Raw genomic sequence first — 17,060 nt, 5'->3', positions numbered from 1 at the left:
GCTGCAGGGGTGACGGCCGGACTTCGGCGGCGATTGGGCCGCGTGGCGACGCTAATGCGAACGGAAGAGGCACGGTTACAGCGACGAGATCGAACAGGAGCGGCTGACTCGATCACTATGGATATTGTTGTCAGACGACATCGAAATCGTCAATCAGATTTATCTAGGTGGTGTACCTGGGTTTCTGGGATATGGCCCGTGGCGGCGGGTAGCTTACGGTATTGTAAATTTGTCAGACGAGCGGGGTTAATGTGTCGCCCGTGGGAACGATTCCCGCCGCCTCGACCATCAGGATCACCGTCTTCTCCGGCGCGCGCGGTCGATGCAGCAGGCCTTTACGCACGACAAACGCTTGTCCCGGGCTCAAATCGATGACCCGGTCTTCGAGATCGATCAGGAAGTGTCCGCTTACGACATAAAAGAACTCGTCTTCTGCGTCATGTTTGTGCCAGTGATATTCGCCCTGCACGACACCCAGCCGGACGACCGACTGGTTCACCTCGCATAGCGTCTGGTTGTACCAGGGGTGGCGGTTTGCGGCCACGAGGGCGGGCACGTCGATGATTTCGCCGAAGGAGTAGAGGACGTTAAGGCGGGTCAGATACGGAAAGGCATCGGTGCTCACATTGATCTCCAGGAACGTTAGTTCGTGTCGAACATGCGAGCCACTCTAGGCCGTCGCGGCTCTGCTGGTCTTGTACCGGAACGTCAATCTTTGGTACAGGAGCGATCTTCAAGCACTGCGCGCGGTACGCGCCTGGTGTCAGCCCCATCCTGCGCCGAAAGACGCGCGTAAAGTGGCTTTGGTCGGCGAAACCGGCGGCCTCGGCAATCGCTGCGAGCGAATGGCGTCCACTGGTCAATTGAGCGCATGCGAAATCGAGCCGAAGCTGGCGCACGTACTCCCCGACGGTACAGCCAAAGTGCTTGCGGAATTCACGCGCAAGGTGATCGGCGCAAACATGGTTATCCGAAGCAATTTCATCCAGCGTCAACGCCTCGCGAAAGCGATCGTGCAGCAACGCTTCCACGCGAGCGAGCCATCGGCGTGAACCGCCAACCGTCGCCGCACGCGGGACGGACCGCTCGCACGCGGCAAGGAGTTCGAGTACCAGCCCTTCAACTGCCAACGACGTAGCAGAATCCTGCTCACGGCATTCTCGGACCAGGCGGTGCATGAACGACAGCGGTGCTCCACTCGCAAAGTCATCTGGACGATCGAGGACCCGAGTCCGGGCTCCAAGCCGCTGTGTCCACGAGGACGAAAACTCGAGATGGAGCGCCTTCCCGCCGGCCCCGTACCAACTATTTGCATGTGGCACGCCTGCGGGGAAAAACGTCAGTGACATCGGCCCGTCTTCGCCACGGCGTGCCGGCCAGGATCGTGTTCCGCAGCCGTTCAGCACGAAACAGAAAAACGCATTGACATGTTCGTGCTGCGGGATGATCAGATCCGTTGCGAAATTGGTCTCCACGACCGAGATGCCGTCATCCCCGTATCGCAGGGAAGTGGTGCCGAAGTAGTCGCCCGGTTCGAGTACCCTTAGCATGGGACTGCTCCAAAGAGACGTTGCAGCCGATATTAAACGCTTCTCTCGAACCGTTTGAAAGGCGGTCATGCGCCGACCGTGCTGAGGCCGGGATTCGCGCCATGCACGCGCAGATTTGCGAACACGGCCGCCCTTTGTATAAGCGTGTATCCACCGGACGCGTTCGTACATGCGCATACAAAACCGCGGTTCCAGGAAACGAGCGAGACACATCCGCGCGTTCCAATACCCCTGCGGAACATCGGGCTATACGCCGGGTCGGACCGCAAGGTTCATGTCATTCGTCGCGCGCGACGCGCGCGACGGCAAAGAGAGGGTTTTCAGTTATGGGTTCGTTGAGCATTTGGCATTGGATGATCGTTCTCCTGATCGTGGCACTGGTTTTCGGTACGAAGAAGCTACGCAACATCGGAGGCGATCTGGGCGTCGCGGTGAAGGGATTCAAGGAAGGCATGGCGCAAAGCGAAACGCCTGAACGGCAGCATGCATTGCTGCACAGCGACGCCGTCGACACGGAAGCAAAGGACGTGACGCGCTCGAGCGACGTCCGCTAGCCTCATCCATCGCAGTGCGTCTGCGGGAGCGGCGCGCGCTAGTCACGTGCGATGGCGGCCTCGAGCAGACAGCCGAACTCTGTCGCGAATTCGACCGAGACGCGTGCATGGACAGCGCCTTGTTTGTCGAAGAATCGCTGAGTGCCGTCGAGCGTGAACACGCCTTCATGCCAGATGTTGGGGTGGATATATAGACCCTGCTGTCCGTCGAAGCGGAAGCACACGAACTTCTCCGGCGTAATGTCGTCGCCCGGCAGTGCCAGCGGCACGTAGAACGGGCGATGATCGAGCGGAAAGAACAGTTGCCCGCCGTCGGGGTGATAGTTCGCATGCCATATCAACATGCGTTCCGGGGCGGCGGCGCTGTCTTCGCGTGCGTCGTCGGGCTCCGTTGCGTAGGCGAGAACATAGTTGCCGCCTACCGCTTCGTTTCGACCGTAGAGAATGTCGCCGCGCCATTCGCTGACGAACGTGCCTTCAGTCGTGCCCGCTTCGTCGCCGGTTCCCGGGTCGATCGGTCTTGACCCTACTGCGGGCCACTGGACGATTTCCACCCGGCATGCGTGCGGGTCGTCCACCAGCTTGCCATAGCCATTCAGCGTGGCCGGAGTTGCGTCGACCACGGGCATCGCCACTCGCCGCAGGCCCCGCGGGAGGGCGGGATTGAGGTAGTCGATCTCTTTGCTCATTACGAATCTCACCAGGCGTCAAAAGGGCGGATCGTCAGAACCCGCAACGGCACCGAGCTTAGAGCGCGTCCCTTGTGCAGTCAAATTAATACCGATGCTATATTTTCGCATCGGTATTTATAGGGGGAGGTTCGAGGTGGCGATGCGCTATTTCCAGCTCAGGGCGTTCGACGCGGTCGTGCGCGAGGGCAGTTTTTCGAAGGCGGCGAATCTTCTCGGCCTGACACAACCGGCCATCACGGCGCAGATCCGCAATCTAGAAGAGGATTGCAAGCAGGCGCTATTTATCCGCACGAATGAAGGCGTGCATCCAACCGACGCCGCGAAGCCGCTCTTTGAACTGACCCGGCAGATGTTTGCGGCGGAAGAGCAGATCGAGGACATGGTGAGCCGGGCGACGAGTTTCCGGCACGGCAGCCTCAAACTCGCCGCCGATGGCCCGCAGGTGGTGCTTCAAGTGGTGGCCGCCTTTCGCGCGCAGTATCCCGATATCGAAATCTCGGTCTCGTTCGGAAGTCAGCGCGAGGTCTGGGACGATCTGCTCGCGTATCGAGTCGACGCGGTGGTCATCGGCAATGCCAGGAGCGATGCTCGTGTGGCGTCGATTCCCGTCGCACGGCAGGACATGCGCGTTCTCGTGCCGGAGCGTCATCCGCTCGCAGCGGCCAAAAGCGTGTCCCTCGGCGATCTCGCGGCGTATGCCGTGATTCGCCGGGAGGCGGGCTCCAACACCCAGCGGCTGGTCGACGAAGCCTTGCGGCGTGCGGGGATATCGCTCAGCACTGCGATGAAACTCGGTAGTCGCGAGGCCGTTCTGGAGGCCGTGCGGCAAGGCCTCGGCATCGGATTCGTGCTCGAGCGCGAGATTCCCGAGGGCGCTCGTTCCGTTGCCATCCCGGTGGAGGAACTGCGCGGCTGCAATATCGATTCGGTAGCCTGCCTTCACAGTCAACGCAAGCGAGGAATCGTGCAGACCTTTCTGGGCGTGGCGGCGGCATCCGCGGCCGGGTAGCGCGGCGGCGCGATTCGCGCGCCGTCGGAGCGGGTGTTCGCATGGTGGTGCAATATGGACCGCGGCCGGCGGATCCCTGCGCGGCAATGTCAGGAGTGGGTCATGAAATCGAATCTGCGATGCGCCTTGTCTGCGTTTCTTCTACTTACCGCTGCTGGCATGGCCCATGCCCAGTCGGCAAATGAGCCAACGGACGCATCGATGGCAACGGGCGCGACCCAGGCGGCGCCCAGCGCGAAGAAGGAGGACCGCGCACTTGCCCGTGCCGTGCGGCGCGCCTTGTCGAGGGCGCAGGGATTCAACGTTTCCGGCGTTTTCGTGCGCGCGCGCAGCGGCGCGGTGACGCTGAGCGGCACGGTTCGCACTGGCGACCAGATCCGCCAGGCGGAAGAGGTGGCGCGTTCCGTGCAGGGCGTGAATTCGGTGTCGAACAAGCTGACGCTCTTTCACGGCGGCAACGGCTGAATACACCGCGCTGGCGTTCGCGCGTTGATTGCACGGGATGCCGTGAACGCGCGGCGCACATCGACGCCTCTCTCAAGACGAGATCCCTGCGAGCGCGATCACGGCGACAAAAACACCGAGCGGCACAAGGTGCGAGAAGTCGCGGTGACGCAGAACGGTCAAAACCGCAGCCGCAATGATTAGCGCCCCAAGCGCGAGGCCAATCACGCGACTTGCCGGAAGCGCAATCAGCACGGCAGACAACATCTCCAGTGCGCCGGTCAAGCGACCCCACCAGCGCGGGTAACCCCACCGGGCGTAATCGCTTTGCGTCGCGGGGGTGCCGATCGCGTTGAAGAGACCCGCGCCAAAGAAGCCGGCGGCGAGGACCCAGATCGAAAGAGTATGGATCATCTCAACGCCCTCTCATCATCGTCGAAATCGCGGTGAAGACCATCAGCACGGCCGTCGCGCCATGCATGCCGAAGGCGCTTTTGGTGGAACCCTTCGCGGCAAGAATGATCAGCATGTCGCCAACGGGGATGACCGCTTCCACGAGCAGGACGACGCCGATCCAAAGAGGCGTGCCCCACACCATGAACGCCAGGACCGCCAATCCCGACGCAATGTCGCGCACGCCTTTGAGCCGAAGCCACCAGGCGATATTGGCGCCGTTTTCTGGAAGCGGCAGGCCGAAACTGCGTATCGCGGTCATTGGCCTCACAAGATATTGGGTGCCGATCGCGATAATCGCGAGGGCGAGGAACAGCGCCAGTCCGAACGAAAGCCAATGCATTGCGGTGTCCTTTGCTTCGAGGTGTAGTGACGGAATATAATCTAGCATTGCTAGATTTTCAAGCTTCCGTATCATCGCAAGCCATGTGGACCATTGGGGTCAGGGAGAGGAAAAATTGAGTATCGCCGAGCGCAAAGGCAGGCAACGGGCTGAGCGCGAGTCCCGCATCGTCGCGGCAGCGCGCCTGATCGCGGAGCGCGATGGCTGGGATGCCGTCACGGTTCGCCGCCTTGCTGACGAGATCGAATATAGCCAGCCGGTCCTCTATTCGCATTTCGAGAACCGGGATGCAATCGTGGCGGCCGTTGCAGTCGAGGGCTTTCAGGAACTCGCAGTGGCGCTTCGGGAAGCGGCGTACGGATCGACCGGGCCACAAAACGCCGTCGAGAATGTCGCCATGGCCTATCTCGGTTTTGCAGTGCGGTGTCCTGCGCTTTACGAGGCGATGTTCACTCTCCCGACCGATCTGCGGTTTGCCGACGCCGAAACCCGACCGGAACTGCGGGCTGGTTTCGAAGCGCTCGCGTCGGTCGTCGCGCCGTTCTGCGTCGATGTCGAGAACGTGACTGAGACCTTTTGGGCGGCCCTGCATGGGCTTGCCGAACTCGAACGTGCAGGCCGAATCCGGCCCGGCGCGCGGGTTGAACGCGTCATGCTGGTCGTCCGGGCAGTGATCGCTTCCCGAAACGGCTCTCTCGACCCCGGCTCATAAGGCAGGACCTCGGCGAACCCAATAAAAATGGCGCCGCAGGCATTCAGCCTGCGGCGCCGCTGTCTGGTGCCACGGCGCGGATCTACAACCCAAACCCCGCGCCGTACCCCAACATCACGCTGACATCGTCACCGTATCGGCCACTTCCTTGAAGTCGGCGATCTGGTCGAAGTTCATGTACTGATAGATCTTGTCGCCGTTGGCGTTGAGCACGCCCATATCGGCCATGTACTCTTCCTTGCTCGGGATCTTGCCCAGACGCGAGCAGATCGCCGCCAGTTCCGCCGAGCCGAGGTACACGTTCGTGTTCTTGCCCAGACGGTTCGGGAAGTTACGCGTCGAGGTCGACATGACCGTCGCGCCTTCGCGCACCTGTGCCTGGTTACCCATGCACAGCGAGCAGCCCGGCATTTCGGTACGCGCGCCAGCCGTGCCGAACACGCCGTAGTGGCCTTCTTCGGTCAGCTGCTTCTGGTCCATCTTGGTCGGCGGCGCGACCCACAGCTTGACCGGAATGTCGCGCTTGCCTTCGAGCAGCTTCGACGCGGCACGGAAGTGACCGATGTTGGTCATGCACGAGCCGATGAACACTTCGTCGATCTTGGCGCCGGCGACATCCGACAGCGTCTTCACGTCGTCCGGATCGTTCGGGCAGGCCACGATCGGCTCATGCACGTCGGCGAGGTCGATCTCGATGACGGCGGCGTACTCGGCGTCGGCATCCGGTTGCAGCAGTTGCGGATCGGCCAGCCATGCTTCCATCGCCTTGATGCGGCGCTGCAGGCTGCGCGGGTCCTGGTAGCCCTGGGCGATCATCCACTTCAGCAGCGTGATGTTGCTGTTGAGGTATTCGATGATCGGTTCCTTGTTCAGGTGCACCGTGCAACCGGCGGCCGAACGCTCTGCCGATGCATCCGACAGTTCGAACGCTTGCTCGACCTTCAGGTCGGGCAGGCCTTCGATTTCGAGAATGCGGCCCGAGAAGATGTTCTTCTTGCCTTGCTTGGCAACCGTCAGCGAGCCTTCCTTGATCGCCCACAGCGGGATCGCGTTGACGAGGTCACGCAGCGTGACGCCCGGCTGCATCTTGCCCTTGAAGCGCACGAGCACCGATTCCGGCATGTCCAGCGGCATCGTGCCGGTGGCGGCCGCGAAGGCGACCAGGCCCGAGCCGGCCGGGAAGCTGATGCCAATCGGGAAGCGCGTGTGCGAGTCGCCGCCGGTGCCGACGGTGTCGGGCAGCAGCATGCGGTTCAGCCACGAGTGGATCACGCCGTCGCCCGGGCGCAGCGCGATGCCGCCGCGGTTGCTGATGAAGTTCGGCAGCGTCTGGTGCGTCTTCACGTCCACCGGCTTCGGATACGCGGCGGTGTGGCAGAACGACTGCATGACGAGGTCGGCCGAGAAGCCCAGGCACGCCAGGTCCTTCAGTTCGTCGCGCGTCATCGGGCCCGTGGTGTCCTGCGAGCCCACCGAGGTCATCTTCGGCTCGCAGTACGCGCCCGGGCGCACGCCCTGGCCTTCCGGCAGACCGCACGCGCGGCCAACCATCTTCTGCGCCAGCGAGAAACCCTTGCCGCTGTTGGCAGGCTGTTGCGGCAGGCGGAACAGCGTCGACGGTGCGAGACCCAGCGCTTCACGCGCCTTGGTGGTCAGGCCGCGGCCGATGATCAGCGGAATGCGGCCGCCGGCGCGCACTTCGTCGAACAGCACGTCGGACTTGACCTGGAACTCGGAGATGACTGCGCCGTTCTTGAGCGCCTTGCCTTCGTACGGGCGCAGTTCGACCACGTCGCCCATTTCCATTTGCGACACGTCGAGTTCGATCGGCAGCGCGCCGGCGTCTTCCATCGTGTTGTAGAAGATCGGGGCGATCTTGCCGCCCAGGCACACGCCGCCGAAGCGCTTGTTCGGGATGAAGGGGATGTCTTCGCCCGTGAACCACAGCACCGAGTTGGTGGCCGACTTGCGCGAGGAGCCGGTGCCGACCACGTCGCCCACGTAGGCGACCAGGTGGCCCTTTTCCTTCAGCGATTCGATGAACTTGACCGGGCCGCGCTTGCCGTCTTCTTCCGGCGTGATGCCGGGACGGGCGTTCTTCAGCATCGCCAGCGCGTGCAGCGGGATGTCCGGGCGGGTGGTCGCGTCCGGGGCCGGCGAGAGGTCGTCGGTGTTGGTTTCGCCCGTCACCTTGAAGACGGTGATGGTCAGGCTTTGCGGCACTTCCGGACGGCTCGTGAACCATTCGGCGTCGGCCCAGCTTTGCAGCACGGCACGGGCGTTGGCGTTGCCCTTGTCGGCCAGTTCCTTGACGTCGTGGAACTGGTCGAACATCAGCAGGGTTTTCTTCAGCGCGTCGGCAGCCACGGTGCCCACTTCGGCGTCGGCCAGCAGCTCGATCAGCGGGGCGATGTTGTAGCCGCCCAGCATCGTGCCGAGCAGTTCGGTGGCGCGAGCGCGCGAGATCAGCGCGCAGGCGGTTTCGCCCTTGGCCACGGCGGCCAGGAACCCGGCCTTCACGCGGGCGGCTTCGTCGACGCCTGCGGGCACGCGGTTGGTGATCAGGTCGAGCAGCGTCTGCTCTTCGCCAGCGGGCGGATTCGTCAGCAGTTCCACCAGTTCGGCGGTCTGCTGAGCCGTGAGCGGCAGGGGGGGAATGCCGAGCGCGGCGCGTGCGGCTACGTGAGCGCGAAAGTTTTCAAGCATTGGGGGGACCTACTGGTATTGCGTTTGAAGGCGAAGGCTTTTCAGGCACTCCGAGGCTTTTCCAGGCACTGCTTTGAGCGGGATTTTAAGCGCAATACGATATAACGTCAAATGTCTTATGTCTTATATAAGAGTTGGCCACGACGCCCCGTGGCGCCGTGAAAAAGCCTGAGATTTTCCCTCAGGGCTTGCGGCCAAACGCTTCCCGCAGCTTTCCCTTGGCTTTCACGAGCGTGTCGCGCCGCGATTTGGGCAGGTTTCTACCCGCGCGGTTGATATAGAAGTTCAGCATCGACATGGCCGACTGAAACGGCGTGCCCTTGCGCCGCCGGCTGTGCAGCGACGACTCCTTGAGCGAACGGGCAATCGCTTCGGCGCTGCCGGATCTGAATACGCCGGCCTCGATGTCCATGGCGTCGCTCGTTTCGTTCACGTGCTTCGACCATTGATTCGTGGCGCCGCTCGTGGTGCTTTTCGTGTGACCTTTGGCGGCGCTCGCGTGGGCATGACGCTGCCGCGCCGGGCGGCCGCCCTTGCGCCGCGTAGAAGGATGCTGGCTCGTGCTCATGACTTCTCCCGTCTGACGATTCACCCGCTGCGCAAATGCAATACCGGCTGCACAACAGGGCGAGGTCCGGCACGCCCCATGCGTCCACGCAGGTGTGCACGCGCGCGGCGTGAGGAAAACGGCATTGCGCGTCGAACCGGCAAGGGAGGCAGTCGATCATGAAGTCAACTCCACGCTACGAAGTCAATGTTTGCGGAGGCGATTTCCAGCATGTCCGGGAATGCTTTCGCGATTGGAAAAATGAAACGCTTATCTACCGCAAGGACCAGAAGATGTTTGAGGGACGCAACGATGTACGTCCGCTGGCAAGGCGCGAGTACGACAACACGGAGCAGGCGCGCAAGGCGCTGCAAAACGCCTGCAGCCCGCACGATCGCTATGCGCTGGCTGCTGAAGTGAGCAACGGCGAACGCGACATGTGGATCGTGATGGCGGCCTATCGGGAGTAAGTGATGGGCGCAGGACGGAGCGCGCCAGTGCAAAAGTGAAAGATCGGACAGACGAGAAACGGGGTAGAAGAATTACAAGCGTGGCGCGCGGAATTGCAATTGCCGCGCGCAAGGGAGGGATCAGATGAAAAGCACTGCGAAATCGGGTGCAAATCTGGCCAGGCCGCGCGCCCGCTCGTGGCCGCGTTTGTGGCTGCTCGGCGCGGCCGCGCTGGCGCTCGGCTGTACGGCCTGCAAACGTGCCGACGAAGGTGCGCGCCCGCAAACCCAGGACGCTTTGGGTAGCCAGATATCGGCGCCAGCCGGCGCGCAAGTGGCGTCGGCGAGCGGTCCGAAACCATGAACCGGATGCCTCGCATCCACACCCTTTAAGGAGCGGATGATGGGTCTTTCGACACACAACCCCACGCCGGATGAGGCAGGCGAAACCGGCGACGAACTCGCCGCCGGCAAGCAACCGGCGCAGGAGAAACCCGCGCGGGGTGCGCCGGGCAGCTTCGATCAACCGGAATCGCGGCCCGAGTTCATGCCGCGCGAGGGCGGCCCGCATCCGGAGCAGACGGCAGAGGTGCCGCTCGGCCACCACGGCCGGGCGGAGCCGCCGGGGTCGTTCGGGCACAACAGCGCGCCTGTGAAAAGGAAGGGCGGTTAGTCATGCGAAATACCCCAGCGTACTCGCTTCACGCGGCTTCGTAGACGCGCACTTCGGGCGCCTCGTCCAGCAGCGGCGCGAGTGCGCCAACGACATCGGCCGTGAACAACGCGCTTTCGAGGTAGGCCTGCGCGTGCTCGACGCTATCGAAGCCGTGCAGCACCTGCACGTCCGCGTCACGCACGAGCAGCTCCTTCGACTTCGCGCCCGCTATCGTTTCGAGAAACGGCGCCTTGTACTGCCGGTAGACGCCAGCGGCGGCCGCGCGCTGGCTGGCGGCAATCTTCAGGGTGATTTGCAGATAGACCATGCTGCGCTCCTGTGTGTCGTGCCGAAAAATCGATCAGCCGCTTGCGCTTCAGGCGTGGCGGCCGGCCATCACGCCGCCGTCCACGGGCAGCACGGTGCCCGTGATCCAGGCGGCGTGAGGCGAGGCGAGAAAGAGCATTGCCTCGGCAACATCCGCGGGCTGGCCGTTACGCCCGAGCGGATGAAACGCGTTGAATCCCGGCAGCGTCCTGCTGACTTCGTCCTCGGTCATGAAAGTGCGATACACCGGCGTTTCCACGACGCCCGGCGCGACGGTATTGACGCGGATGTTCGAGGACGCCAGTTCGATGGCGAGATTGCGCGTGAGCGCATGCACGCCCGCATTGGCCGCCGAGTACGCCGCGGAAGGCGTGGCGCCGATGGCCTGCAGCGCCCAGAGCGAACCCGTCTGCACGATCGCGCCGCCGCCGCGCTCGAGCATCGCCTTGGCCGCGGCCTGCGCCATGAAGAACTTGCCTTTGAGGATCGTGTCGAGAAAGCCGTCGTATTCGGCCTCGGTCACGTCGAGAAACGCTTTGGGCCGGAAAATGCCGGCGTTGTTGATGAGAATGTCGACACCGCCGAACGCCCCGGTCGCGAGGTCGACGAGCGCAGCCGCGGTGGCGGGCAGCGCGATATCGCCGGCATGAAAGCGCACGTTGGCGCCTGAAGCGTCGATTTGCGCAGCCGCTTCGCGCAGCTTCGCCTCGTCGCGCCCGCCGATGACGACGCGCGCGCCGCCCTTCACGAGACGCGCGGCGACTTCCTTGCCGATGCCGGAACCGCCGCCGGTGACGATCGCCACTCTGGACGCAAAATCAAAAGAAAAACTAGGGTTCATGATGGACTCCTCGAAGCCATGGAATGGGGCCGACGCTGGCGGCAAGCCACGCGCTCGACGCCTCGTCAATGGCACTCATTCTGTTCGCGTCCGCTCGTGCCCACAAATCAGATATTCTGTCTCCCGTTGACAGAAAATCTTTAGATCATGAAGACGCCCGTCTACCTCAACGCCATGCGCGCATTCGAAGCGAGCGCGCGGCATCAGAGTTTTTCCGCCGCCGCGGCCGAGCTGAATGTGACGCCTGCCGCCGTCGGCCAACTCGTGCGTAGTCTCGAAGACTGGCTCGGCACGCCCGTGTTCGTCCGCGGCAGCGGCGGCAGGGCGCGGTTGATGGTGACGGAAGTGGCCGCGCGTGCGCTGCCCGACATCCGCGCCGGTTTCGATCGCTTGAGCCTGGGGCTGGAGCGCCTGAAGGAAGGCTCGGCGAACGGCGTGCTGACGGTCACGGTGAGCCCGGCGTTCGCCGCCAAATGGCTCCTGCCGCGCATCGACCGCTTTCAGGCCGCGTGGCCGGACACCGACGTGCGTCTGGACACGAGCCTGAAACTGCTCGACTTCGTCGCGCAGGGCATCGATATCGGCGTGCGCTATGGGGCCGGCGCGTGGCCGGGGCTCACTGCCGAAAAGCTCATGGACGAGGAGATCTATCCCGTCTGCTCACCGGCCGTGCGTCGGGCCGGCAAATGGCGCGCGCCACGCGATCTCGCCCGCGCGCCGCTCATTCACGATCTCTCCGTGGACAGCCATGCGGGCTTTGCTTCGTGGCATGCGTGGTTCGAGAGCGTGGGGGTGACGCCCGCATCGGCGAGCCGCGGCATGAAGATCAACAATTCGGCCGCGGTGCTGCAGGCAGCGATAGAAGGGCACGGTGTCGCGCTCGCGCGCAGCGTCATGGCGCGCGACGATCTCGTGGCCGGCCGGCTCGTGCGCCTCTTTCCGGAGGTCGCCTTTACGTCGGCGCTGGCGTACTACGTGGTCTATCGGCCCGAGTGCGCGAGTCTGCCAAGGCTGACGGCGTTTCGTGACTGGCTCAGAGGCGAGGTGCGGGAAGAGGTGGGGCGCCCGACGCGAAAATCCCGCTAGGGCGCGAGCATCCACGCCGTGATGCCGTGCACGACTTCACTTTCGATGCCGTTGAAGCCGTGATACGCGGACGCCCCGCACGGGTCGCCCCGCGAAGCGCCGCCGGAGACGAGCATCAGCTTCGTTCTCGGCGATTGCGTGAGCTTTTGCATGAGGGTGTCCGTTTCGGCTACCGGGCACACCTTGCAGGCGTCGTCCTTGTTATGCACCACGAGCACCGGAATCTTGAGCGCGGAGAGGTTCATGCCCGTGACCGGGTCGCCGCCCCGGTTTTCGCGCAGGATGGTCGAGGTCAGCACGATGCCGTCCGGGCCTGCGCCGGGGTTTGCGTCGTCTTTCGCGAGCGCAATGGCGATGGCCGCCACCGACTGCGTGCCGCGGCTCGTGCCGACGAGCCAGACCGGCACGTGCAGTTGTTCGCGCGACCACGCGATCACGGCGCGGGCGTCCGCGGCGTGTTCGGGCGTGAGGCGAAAGCCGTCCAGATAGGGCGGTGATTGCCGGTCGCTCGGTGCGTCGATGACCGCCACGGCAACGCCGTCGTTCACGAACAGCATGCGGCTGCGCACGAGAAAGTTGTTGGCGCCCCAGCCGAAGTTTCCCTGCGGGTCCAGTTGCAGGCCGCCGTGCCCGCCCGCGTAAAGAATCGCGACCGCTTTTGGCGCGGCGGGCGCAATGAAAAGGAAGCGCTGGGTGACGCCGGGCCGGGCAGGAAGGTCGACGACCCTGGGCGCGCTTTGCGCGTGGGCCAGCAAGGACGACGCTGCGAGCACGAACGCCAGTGTCAATGCCGACGCCAGCGGCGCGGCGCGCAGCCAGCGCGAAGCCATGCGCCCGCTCATGGCCGCGTGACGAGGCTCAGCGCCCTGCGAGCATGCGCCCGCCGAGCCCGATCAGCACGACGCCCACCACCGAGTCGAGCGCGGCTTTGCGCCGGACGAGGAACTGGCGCACCGTGGGATGCGAGGCCAGCAGGGCCATCGAGCAATACCAGGCGCACGAGATGAGGATCGCGATCACGACGACTGCCACTTCGAGCCAGCGTGGCGCGGCAGCGGGCACCATCAACGCGAAGATGCTGCCGTAGAACGCAATGGCCTTGGGATTCGTCATGCTGACGACATAGCCCTTCTTCGCAGCGGCCCAACCCGATGCGCCGACCTGCGCCGCAACCTGCAACGGCTGTCGCGCGGTGAGGAGCATTTTCGCGCCGAGCCAGATCAGATAACCCGCGCCCGCGATGCGCAGCCCGGTGCCGATCCAGGCCACGTGGGTGACGATCAGGCTCAGGCCCGCGATAGCGATCCATGCCCACGTGCCGGACGCGGCGGCGAGGCCGAGGCCGGTTGCGAGGCCCGCGCGCCGCGAGGCCACCGCCGTGGAGGTGACGATGACGAAGTTCGGCCCGGGGCTGGCGACGCTCAGCAGCAGGACGCCCGAGAGCGCGAGCAGGACGTTGAAATAGTTCACGATGGCAGGGTTCCGCGGCAGGTTCGATGCGCCCTCAATCGACGCATCGTCGAGGTTGTCATGATACTCCGTGCGCCTGCGCGGCACGGCGCTCGAAACGATCGGGCAGAATCCGCCGGCGGGCAAGGCGCTGTACGCGCTCAGGCGCCCTTCATCAGACGCCAAAGCGTCGTGCGGCCTATGCCGAGCGCGCGGCTGGCGGCGGCCCGATTGCCGTCGTGCGCGGCGAGCGCGCGCTCGACGTCTTCCCGCGTGACCGGCGTGGCGTCGTTGCGGCGCGCGCCGTTCGGGGCAGTCGGCGAGCGCCGCGGTGTATCGCTCGCTGCGTCGCTCTGTGCGAATTCCGGAAATACATCGTATAACGAACTATCTGCGTGTGTGCAGCCGGTTTCATCGGCGAGGAAGATGGCCGCTCGCGCGAGCAGATTCTCGAGTTCGCGAACATTCCCCGGCCATGCGTAGCTCGCGAAGTACGGCGCGAACAGCGTGAGCACGCGCTCGATCGCGGCGGGGCGCAGGGCGTAGCGATCGGCCATGCGTTCGAGCAGATGGCGCGCGAGCGTAGCGATGTCCTCGCGGCGTTCGCGCAAGGGCGGCAACGGAATAGGCAGCAGATTGAGCCGGAAATACAGGTCGGCGCGGAATGCGCCTTCCTGCACCAGCGCGCGCAAGTCGCGGTGCGTGGCGGCAATCACGCGCACGTCCACGGGGGTTGCGCGGCTGGCGCCCAGCTTCATCACCTCGCGCTCCTGGAGCACGCGCAGCAGGCGGCTTTGCAGCGCGGGCGGCATCTCGCCGATTTCGTCGAGAAAGATCGTGCCCGTATGCGCGATTTCGACGAGGCCGGGCTTGCCGCCGCGCCGCGCGCCCGTGAACGCGCCTTCTTCGTGACCGAACAGTTCGCTTTCGATCAGCCCCTCGGGCAGCGCCGCGCAGTTGAAGGCGACGAATGGATTGCCGCGCCGTCGGCTCGCGTTGTGGATGCCCTGCGCGACGAGTTCCTTGCCCGTGCCGCTTTCGCCCGTGAGGAGCACGGTGGCGTCGTGCGCGGCGCTCATGGCCGCGAGGCGGCGCACGCGCGCCATGGAGGGCGCAACGCCCACCAGGTCGTCCAGTTCGTAGCGCGCCACGAGGTGCCGCGGCCGCTGGGTCGTGCGCAGCGACCGGTCGATGCGCTGCGCGACGAGCGCATCCTGCGCCGTGACCACCGCGCCCGAGCGCGCGCCTTGCTCGACGATCGGCACGCAGCTCACGATCAGCGAGCGCCCGCCGATCTGCTCGATGCGTTCATCGACTGCCGCATCGCTGCCGGCCACTTCGTGCAGCAGCGGGCCCACCGAGCGGACCAGTTGCGCGCTCACATCGCGCGCGCGGTCGAGACCGAGCAGATCGAGCATGGCCGGATTGACCGCTTCGAGCTGACCGGCTTCGTCGAAAGCGGCCACGCCGTCTCGCAGGTGCGCAACGATCGTGTTCAGGCGCACGCGCTTGGACTCCTTCTGGCGGCTCACGCGCGCCAGTTCCACGGAGCGCTCGAACGCCTCGTGCACCGCGCCCAGCGAGTAGAGGAACACGCTTTCGAGCCCCGCCGCCTGGGCAAGATCGCAGGCCATGCCGGGGCCGATGATGACGCGGCAGCCCTCGGCGGCGAGCGCCGTGACGGCGTCGCGCACTTCGTCCACCGTGCGATAGGCGCGCTGCGTGAGGCGCAGGTTGAGCCACGCGCCGAGGTCGGCGAGTTCGTGCGAGACGCTTTCGTGCAGGATCAGCCCGATCGGCGCGCCGGGCCAGGTCGCGTTCGCGTGCGTGATGCCGGCCAGCACGTCGAAGCCGTTCACCTTGACCATGACCACGGGCACGCTCAGGTTGTCGCGCAGGTACGCGCCGTTGGACCCGGCGGCGAGCACCACGTCCACCGTCCCGGCTTCGATATAGGGCTGCAGCGCCGTGACGGCGTCGCCATAGCCTTCGCGCACGTTGAAGAAGCGGGCCTCGCTGGCATAGCGCGGCGCTACGGTTTCGCAGAGATTGCGCAACCGGCTGATGCTCACGAGCGCGATGCTCGGGCGACTGGCGGCCTGGGGCGGACTGGGGGGAGGCACGGCGGAATCCTCGGCGCGAAGTTGGGTGTGCTGGAACGTTTCATGAAACGTTCCAGAGATTGTGGCATGAAACGCCGGTCGTACGCGGGGGGCGCCTAAAGTATTGTTTTATATGGCTTGGGCCCAGCTTCCGCAGGTTGGCATACATCGTGCAAATGTCTGGGTCATCTCAAAACCCACTGAACGGAGTCATCGCGATGACCACTTCCACTACCGCACGCCGCGCCGCGTTCCGCGCCAAAGTCAACGAACGCCGCGGCCTGCTCGTGCCGGGCGCCTTCAACGCCATGAGCGCCCGCGTGATCGAGGACGCCGGCTTCGAGGCGCTCTACCTCACGGGCGCGGGCGTCACCAACATGTCGTTTGGCCTGCCCGATCTCGGCTTCATTGGTTTGAGCGACATTGCCGAGCACACGGCGCGCGTGCGCGACGCCGTCAACCTGCCGCTCATCGTCGACGCCGACACGGGCTTCGGCAACGCGCTCAACGTGCGCCAGACCGTGCGCACGCTCGAGCGCAGCGGCGCCGATGCGATCCAGTTCGAAGACCAGGTGATGCCGAAGAAGTGCGGCCACTTCGCCAACAAGGAAGTGATCGGCGCGAGCGAGATGGTGGGCAAGATCCGCGCGGCCGTGGACGCGCGCGAAGACGGCAACCTGCTCATCATGGCGCGCACCGACGCGGCCGCCGTGCACGGCATCGAAGAGGCGATTGCGCGCGGCCACGCGTTCATCGAGGCGGGCGCGGACATTCTCTTTATCGAAGCCACGGAAAAGCTCGAAGACATCGAACGCCTGCCCAAACTCATCGACGCGCCGCAGCTCATCAACATCGTGATTGGTGGCAAGACCCCTGTGCAGTCGCGTGAGGCGCTGGCGGGCCTTGGCTACGCGCTGGTGCTGTACGCGAACGCGGCGCTGCAGGGCGCGGTGGTCGGCATGCAGCGTGCGCTCGGGCAGTTGCGCGCAAACGGCCGCCTCGACGAAGACGCGACGATCGTCGCGCCATTCGCCGAGCGTCAGCGCCTCGTCAACAAGCCGCTCTTCGACCGGCTCGATAGCGAGTACGCACCGAAGGACTGAACGCCACACCCCGGAATTTCGAAAAACAAGAGGAGGAG

Annotated in this window: 20 protein-coding genes; 8 read left to right on the top strand and 12 right to left on the bottom strand. The window is 64.6% G+C overall.

Going from position 1 to position 17,060, the window contains the following annotated elements; translation table 11 throughout:
- Window positions 1-232: 232 nt before the first annotated feature.
- Together A3CW_RS0129860 and A3CW_RS51330 are read right to left on the bottom strand one after the other, a co-directional pair.
- Window positions 233-625 carry a cupin domain-containing protein gene (locus A3CW_RS0129860; protein WP_051481792.1) on the bottom strand — a complete coding sequence of 131 codons (393 nt, stop codon included), beginning with the start codon at window positions 623-625 and terminating at the stop codon, window positions 233-235.
- Window positions 588-1,550 carry a helix-turn-helix domain-containing protein gene (locus A3CW_RS51330; protein ID WP_081771870.1) on the bottom strand — a complete coding sequence of 321 codons (963 nt, stop codon included), beginning with the start codon at window positions 1,548-1,550 and terminating at the stop codon, window positions 588-590. Before A3CW_RS51330 ends, A3CW_RS0129860 begins: the two co-directional genes overlap by 38 nt.
- 326 nt (window positions 1,551-1,876) lie before the next feature.
- On the opposite strand from A3CW_RS51330, the gene tatA reads away from it, so the two are divergent.
- Complete coding sequence (tatA, locus tag A3CW_RS0129850) at window positions 1,877-2,104, top strand: Sec-independent protein translocase subunit TatA (RefSeq protein ID WP_028206838.1); 228 nt, start codon at window positions 1,877-1,879, stop codon at window positions 2,102-2,104.
- A gap of 38 nt (window positions 2,105-2,142) precedes the next feature.
- Here the strand turns inward: tatA and A3CW_RS0129845 are convergent, their stop codons facing one another.
- Window positions 2,143-2,793: an ureidoglycolate lyase gene (locus A3CW_RS0129845; RefSeq protein WP_028206837.1), complete on the bottom strand. Its 651-nt coding sequence runs from the start codon at window positions 2,791-2,793 to the stop codon at window positions 2,143-2,145.
- A 142-nt stretch (window positions 2,794-2,935) separates the two neighbouring features.
- On the opposite strand from A3CW_RS0129845, the gene A3CW_RS0129840 reads away from it, so the two are divergent.
- Together A3CW_RS0129840 and A3CW_RS0129835 are read left to right on the top strand one after the other, a co-directional pair.
- Window positions 2,936-3,805: a LysR family transcriptional regulator gene (locus A3CW_RS0129840; protein WP_028206836.1), complete on the top strand. Its 870-nt coding sequence runs from the start codon at window positions 2,936-2,938 to the stop codon at window positions 3,803-3,805.
- Window positions 3,806-3,907: 102 nt separating this feature from the next.
- Window positions 3,908-4,270 (top strand): BON domain-containing protein, encoded by a 363-nt coding sequence (locus tag A3CW_RS0129835; protein ID WP_028206835.1) that lies wholly within the window; start codon window positions 3,908-3,910, stop codon window positions 4,268-4,270.
- Between the two features lie 72 nt (window positions 4,271-4,342).
- Here A3CW_RS0129835 and A3CW_RS0129830 read toward each other — a convergent pair whose 3' ends face one another.
- The gene (locus tag A3CW_RS0129830) at window positions 4,343-4,663 is read right to left on the bottom strand and encodes a DoxX family protein (protein ID WP_028206834.1); all 321 of its coding nucleotides are present in this window, start codon (window positions 4,661-4,663) and stop codon (window positions 4,343-4,345) included.
- A 1-nt stretch (window position 4,664) separates the two neighbouring features.
- Entirely contained in the window at window positions 4,665-5,045 is a 381-nt protein-coding gene (locus A3CW_RS0129825; protein ID WP_028206833.1) for a DUF4267 domain-containing protein, read from the bottom strand.
- Between the two features lie 115 nt (window positions 5,046-5,160).
- Here A3CW_RS0129825 and A3CW_RS0129820 point away from each other — a divergent pair, with 115 nt between their 5' ends.
- Window positions 5,161-5,757 carry a TetR/AcrR family transcriptional regulator gene (locus tag A3CW_RS0129820; RefSeq protein WP_028206832.1) on the top strand — a complete coding sequence of 199 codons (597 nt, stop codon included), beginning with the start codon at window positions 5,161-5,163 and terminating at the stop codon, window positions 5,755-5,757.
- Between the two features lie 114 nt (window positions 5,758-5,871).
- On the opposite strand, the gene acnB is transcribed toward A3CW_RS0129820, so the two are convergent.
- Together acnB and A3CW_RS0129810 are read right to left on the bottom strand one after the other, a co-directional pair.
- The gene (gene acnB, locus A3CW_RS0129815; RefSeq protein WP_028206831.1) at window positions 5,872-8,463 is read right to left on the bottom strand and encodes a bifunctional aconitate hydratase 2/2-methylisocitrate dehydratase; all 2,592 of its coding nucleotides are present in this window, start codon (window positions 8,461-8,463) and stop codon (window positions 5,872-5,874) included.
- 181 nt (window positions 8,464-8,644) lie between these two features.
- On the bottom strand, window positions 8,645-9,031 hold the full coding sequence (locus A3CW_RS0129810) for a DUF3175 domain-containing protein (RefSeq protein WP_035514354.1): 387 nt from the start codon (window positions 9,029-9,031) through the stop codon (window positions 8,645-8,647).
- Window positions 9,032-9,189: 158 nt separating this feature from the next.
- On the opposite strand from A3CW_RS0129810, the gene A3CW_RS0129805 reads away from it, so the two are divergent.
- Together A3CW_RS0129805 and A3CW_RS0129795 are read left to right on the top strand one after the other, a co-directional pair.
- Complete coding sequence (locus A3CW_RS0129805) at window positions 9,190-9,480, top strand: hypothetical protein (protein ID WP_028206829.1); 291 nt, start codon at window positions 9,190-9,192, stop codon at window positions 9,478-9,480.
- A 382-nt stretch (window positions 9,481-9,862) separates the two neighbouring features.
- The gene (locus A3CW_RS0129795; RefSeq protein WP_028206827.1) at window positions 9,863-10,132 is read left to right on the top strand and encodes a hypothetical protein; all 270 of its coding nucleotides are present in this window, start codon (window positions 9,863-9,865) and stop codon (window positions 10,130-10,132) included.
- 28 nt (window positions 10,133-10,160) lie between these two features.
- Here the strand turns inward: A3CW_RS0129795 and A3CW_RS0129790 are convergent, their stop codons facing one another.
- The gene (locus tag A3CW_RS0129790) at window positions 10,161-10,442 is read right to left on the bottom strand and encodes a hypothetical protein (RefSeq protein WP_028206826.1); all 282 of its coding nucleotides are present in this window, start codon (window positions 10,440-10,442) and stop codon (window positions 10,161-10,163) included.
- A 48-nt stretch (window positions 10,443-10,490) separates the two neighbouring features.
- Entirely contained in the window at window positions 10,491-11,282 is a 792-nt protein-coding gene (locus A3CW_RS0129785) for an SDR family NAD(P)-dependent oxidoreductase (RefSeq protein WP_035514352.1), read from the bottom strand.
- Between the two features lie 147 nt (window positions 11,283-11,429).
- Here A3CW_RS0129785 and gcvA point away from each other — a divergent pair, with 147 nt between their 5' ends.
- The gene (gene gcvA, locus A3CW_RS0129780; RefSeq protein WP_028206824.1) at window positions 11,430-12,368 is read left to right on the top strand and encodes a transcriptional regulator GcvA; all 939 of its coding nucleotides are present in this window, start codon (window positions 11,430-11,432) and stop codon (window positions 12,366-12,368) included.
- On the opposite strand, the gene A3CW_RS0129775 is transcribed toward gcvA, so the two are convergent.
- The 3 genes from A3CW_RS0129775 to prpR all read right to left on the bottom strand — a co-directional run bounded on the left by A3CW_RS0129775 (window position 12,365) and on the right by prpR (window position 15,940).
- Window positions 12,365-13,198: an alpha/beta hydrolase gene (locus A3CW_RS0129775; RefSeq protein ID WP_154678069.1), complete on the bottom strand. Its 834-nt coding sequence runs from the start codon at window positions 13,196-13,198 to the stop codon at window positions 12,365-12,367. The genes gcvA and A3CW_RS0129775 overlap by 4 nt on opposite strands.
- A gap of 28 nt (window positions 13,199-13,226) precedes the next feature.
- Window positions 13,227-13,838 (bottom strand): LysE family translocator, encoded by a 612-nt coding sequence (locus A3CW_RS0129770; RefSeq protein ID WP_028206822.1) that lies wholly within the window; start codon window positions 13,836-13,838, stop codon window positions 13,227-13,229.
- A 140-nt stretch (window positions 13,839-13,978) separates the two neighbouring features.
- Complete coding sequence (gene prpR / locus A3CW_RS0129765; protein WP_028206821.1) at window positions 13,979-15,940, bottom strand: propionate catabolism operon regulatory protein PrpR; 1,962 nt, start codon at window positions 15,938-15,940, stop codon at window positions 13,979-13,981.
- A gap of 197 nt (window positions 15,941-16,137) precedes the next feature.
- Here prpR and A3CW_RS0129760 point away from each other — a divergent pair, with 197 nt between their 5' ends.
- Entirely contained in the window at window positions 16,138-17,022 is an 885-nt protein-coding gene (locus A3CW_RS0129760; protein ID WP_028206820.1) for an isocitrate lyase/PEP mutase family protein, read from the top strand.
- Window positions 17,023-17,060 lie beyond the last annotated feature (38 nt).

The sequence above is a fragment of the Paraburkholderia nodosa DSM 21604 genome (assembly GCF_000519185.1).
GTDB lineage: Bacteria > Pseudomonadota > Gammaproteobacteria > Burkholderiales > Burkholderiaceae > Paraburkholderia > Paraburkholderia nodosa.
The sequence above is the reverse complement of the archived record's forward strand: the minus strand, read 5'-3'. Positions and strand labels throughout refer to the sequence as shown.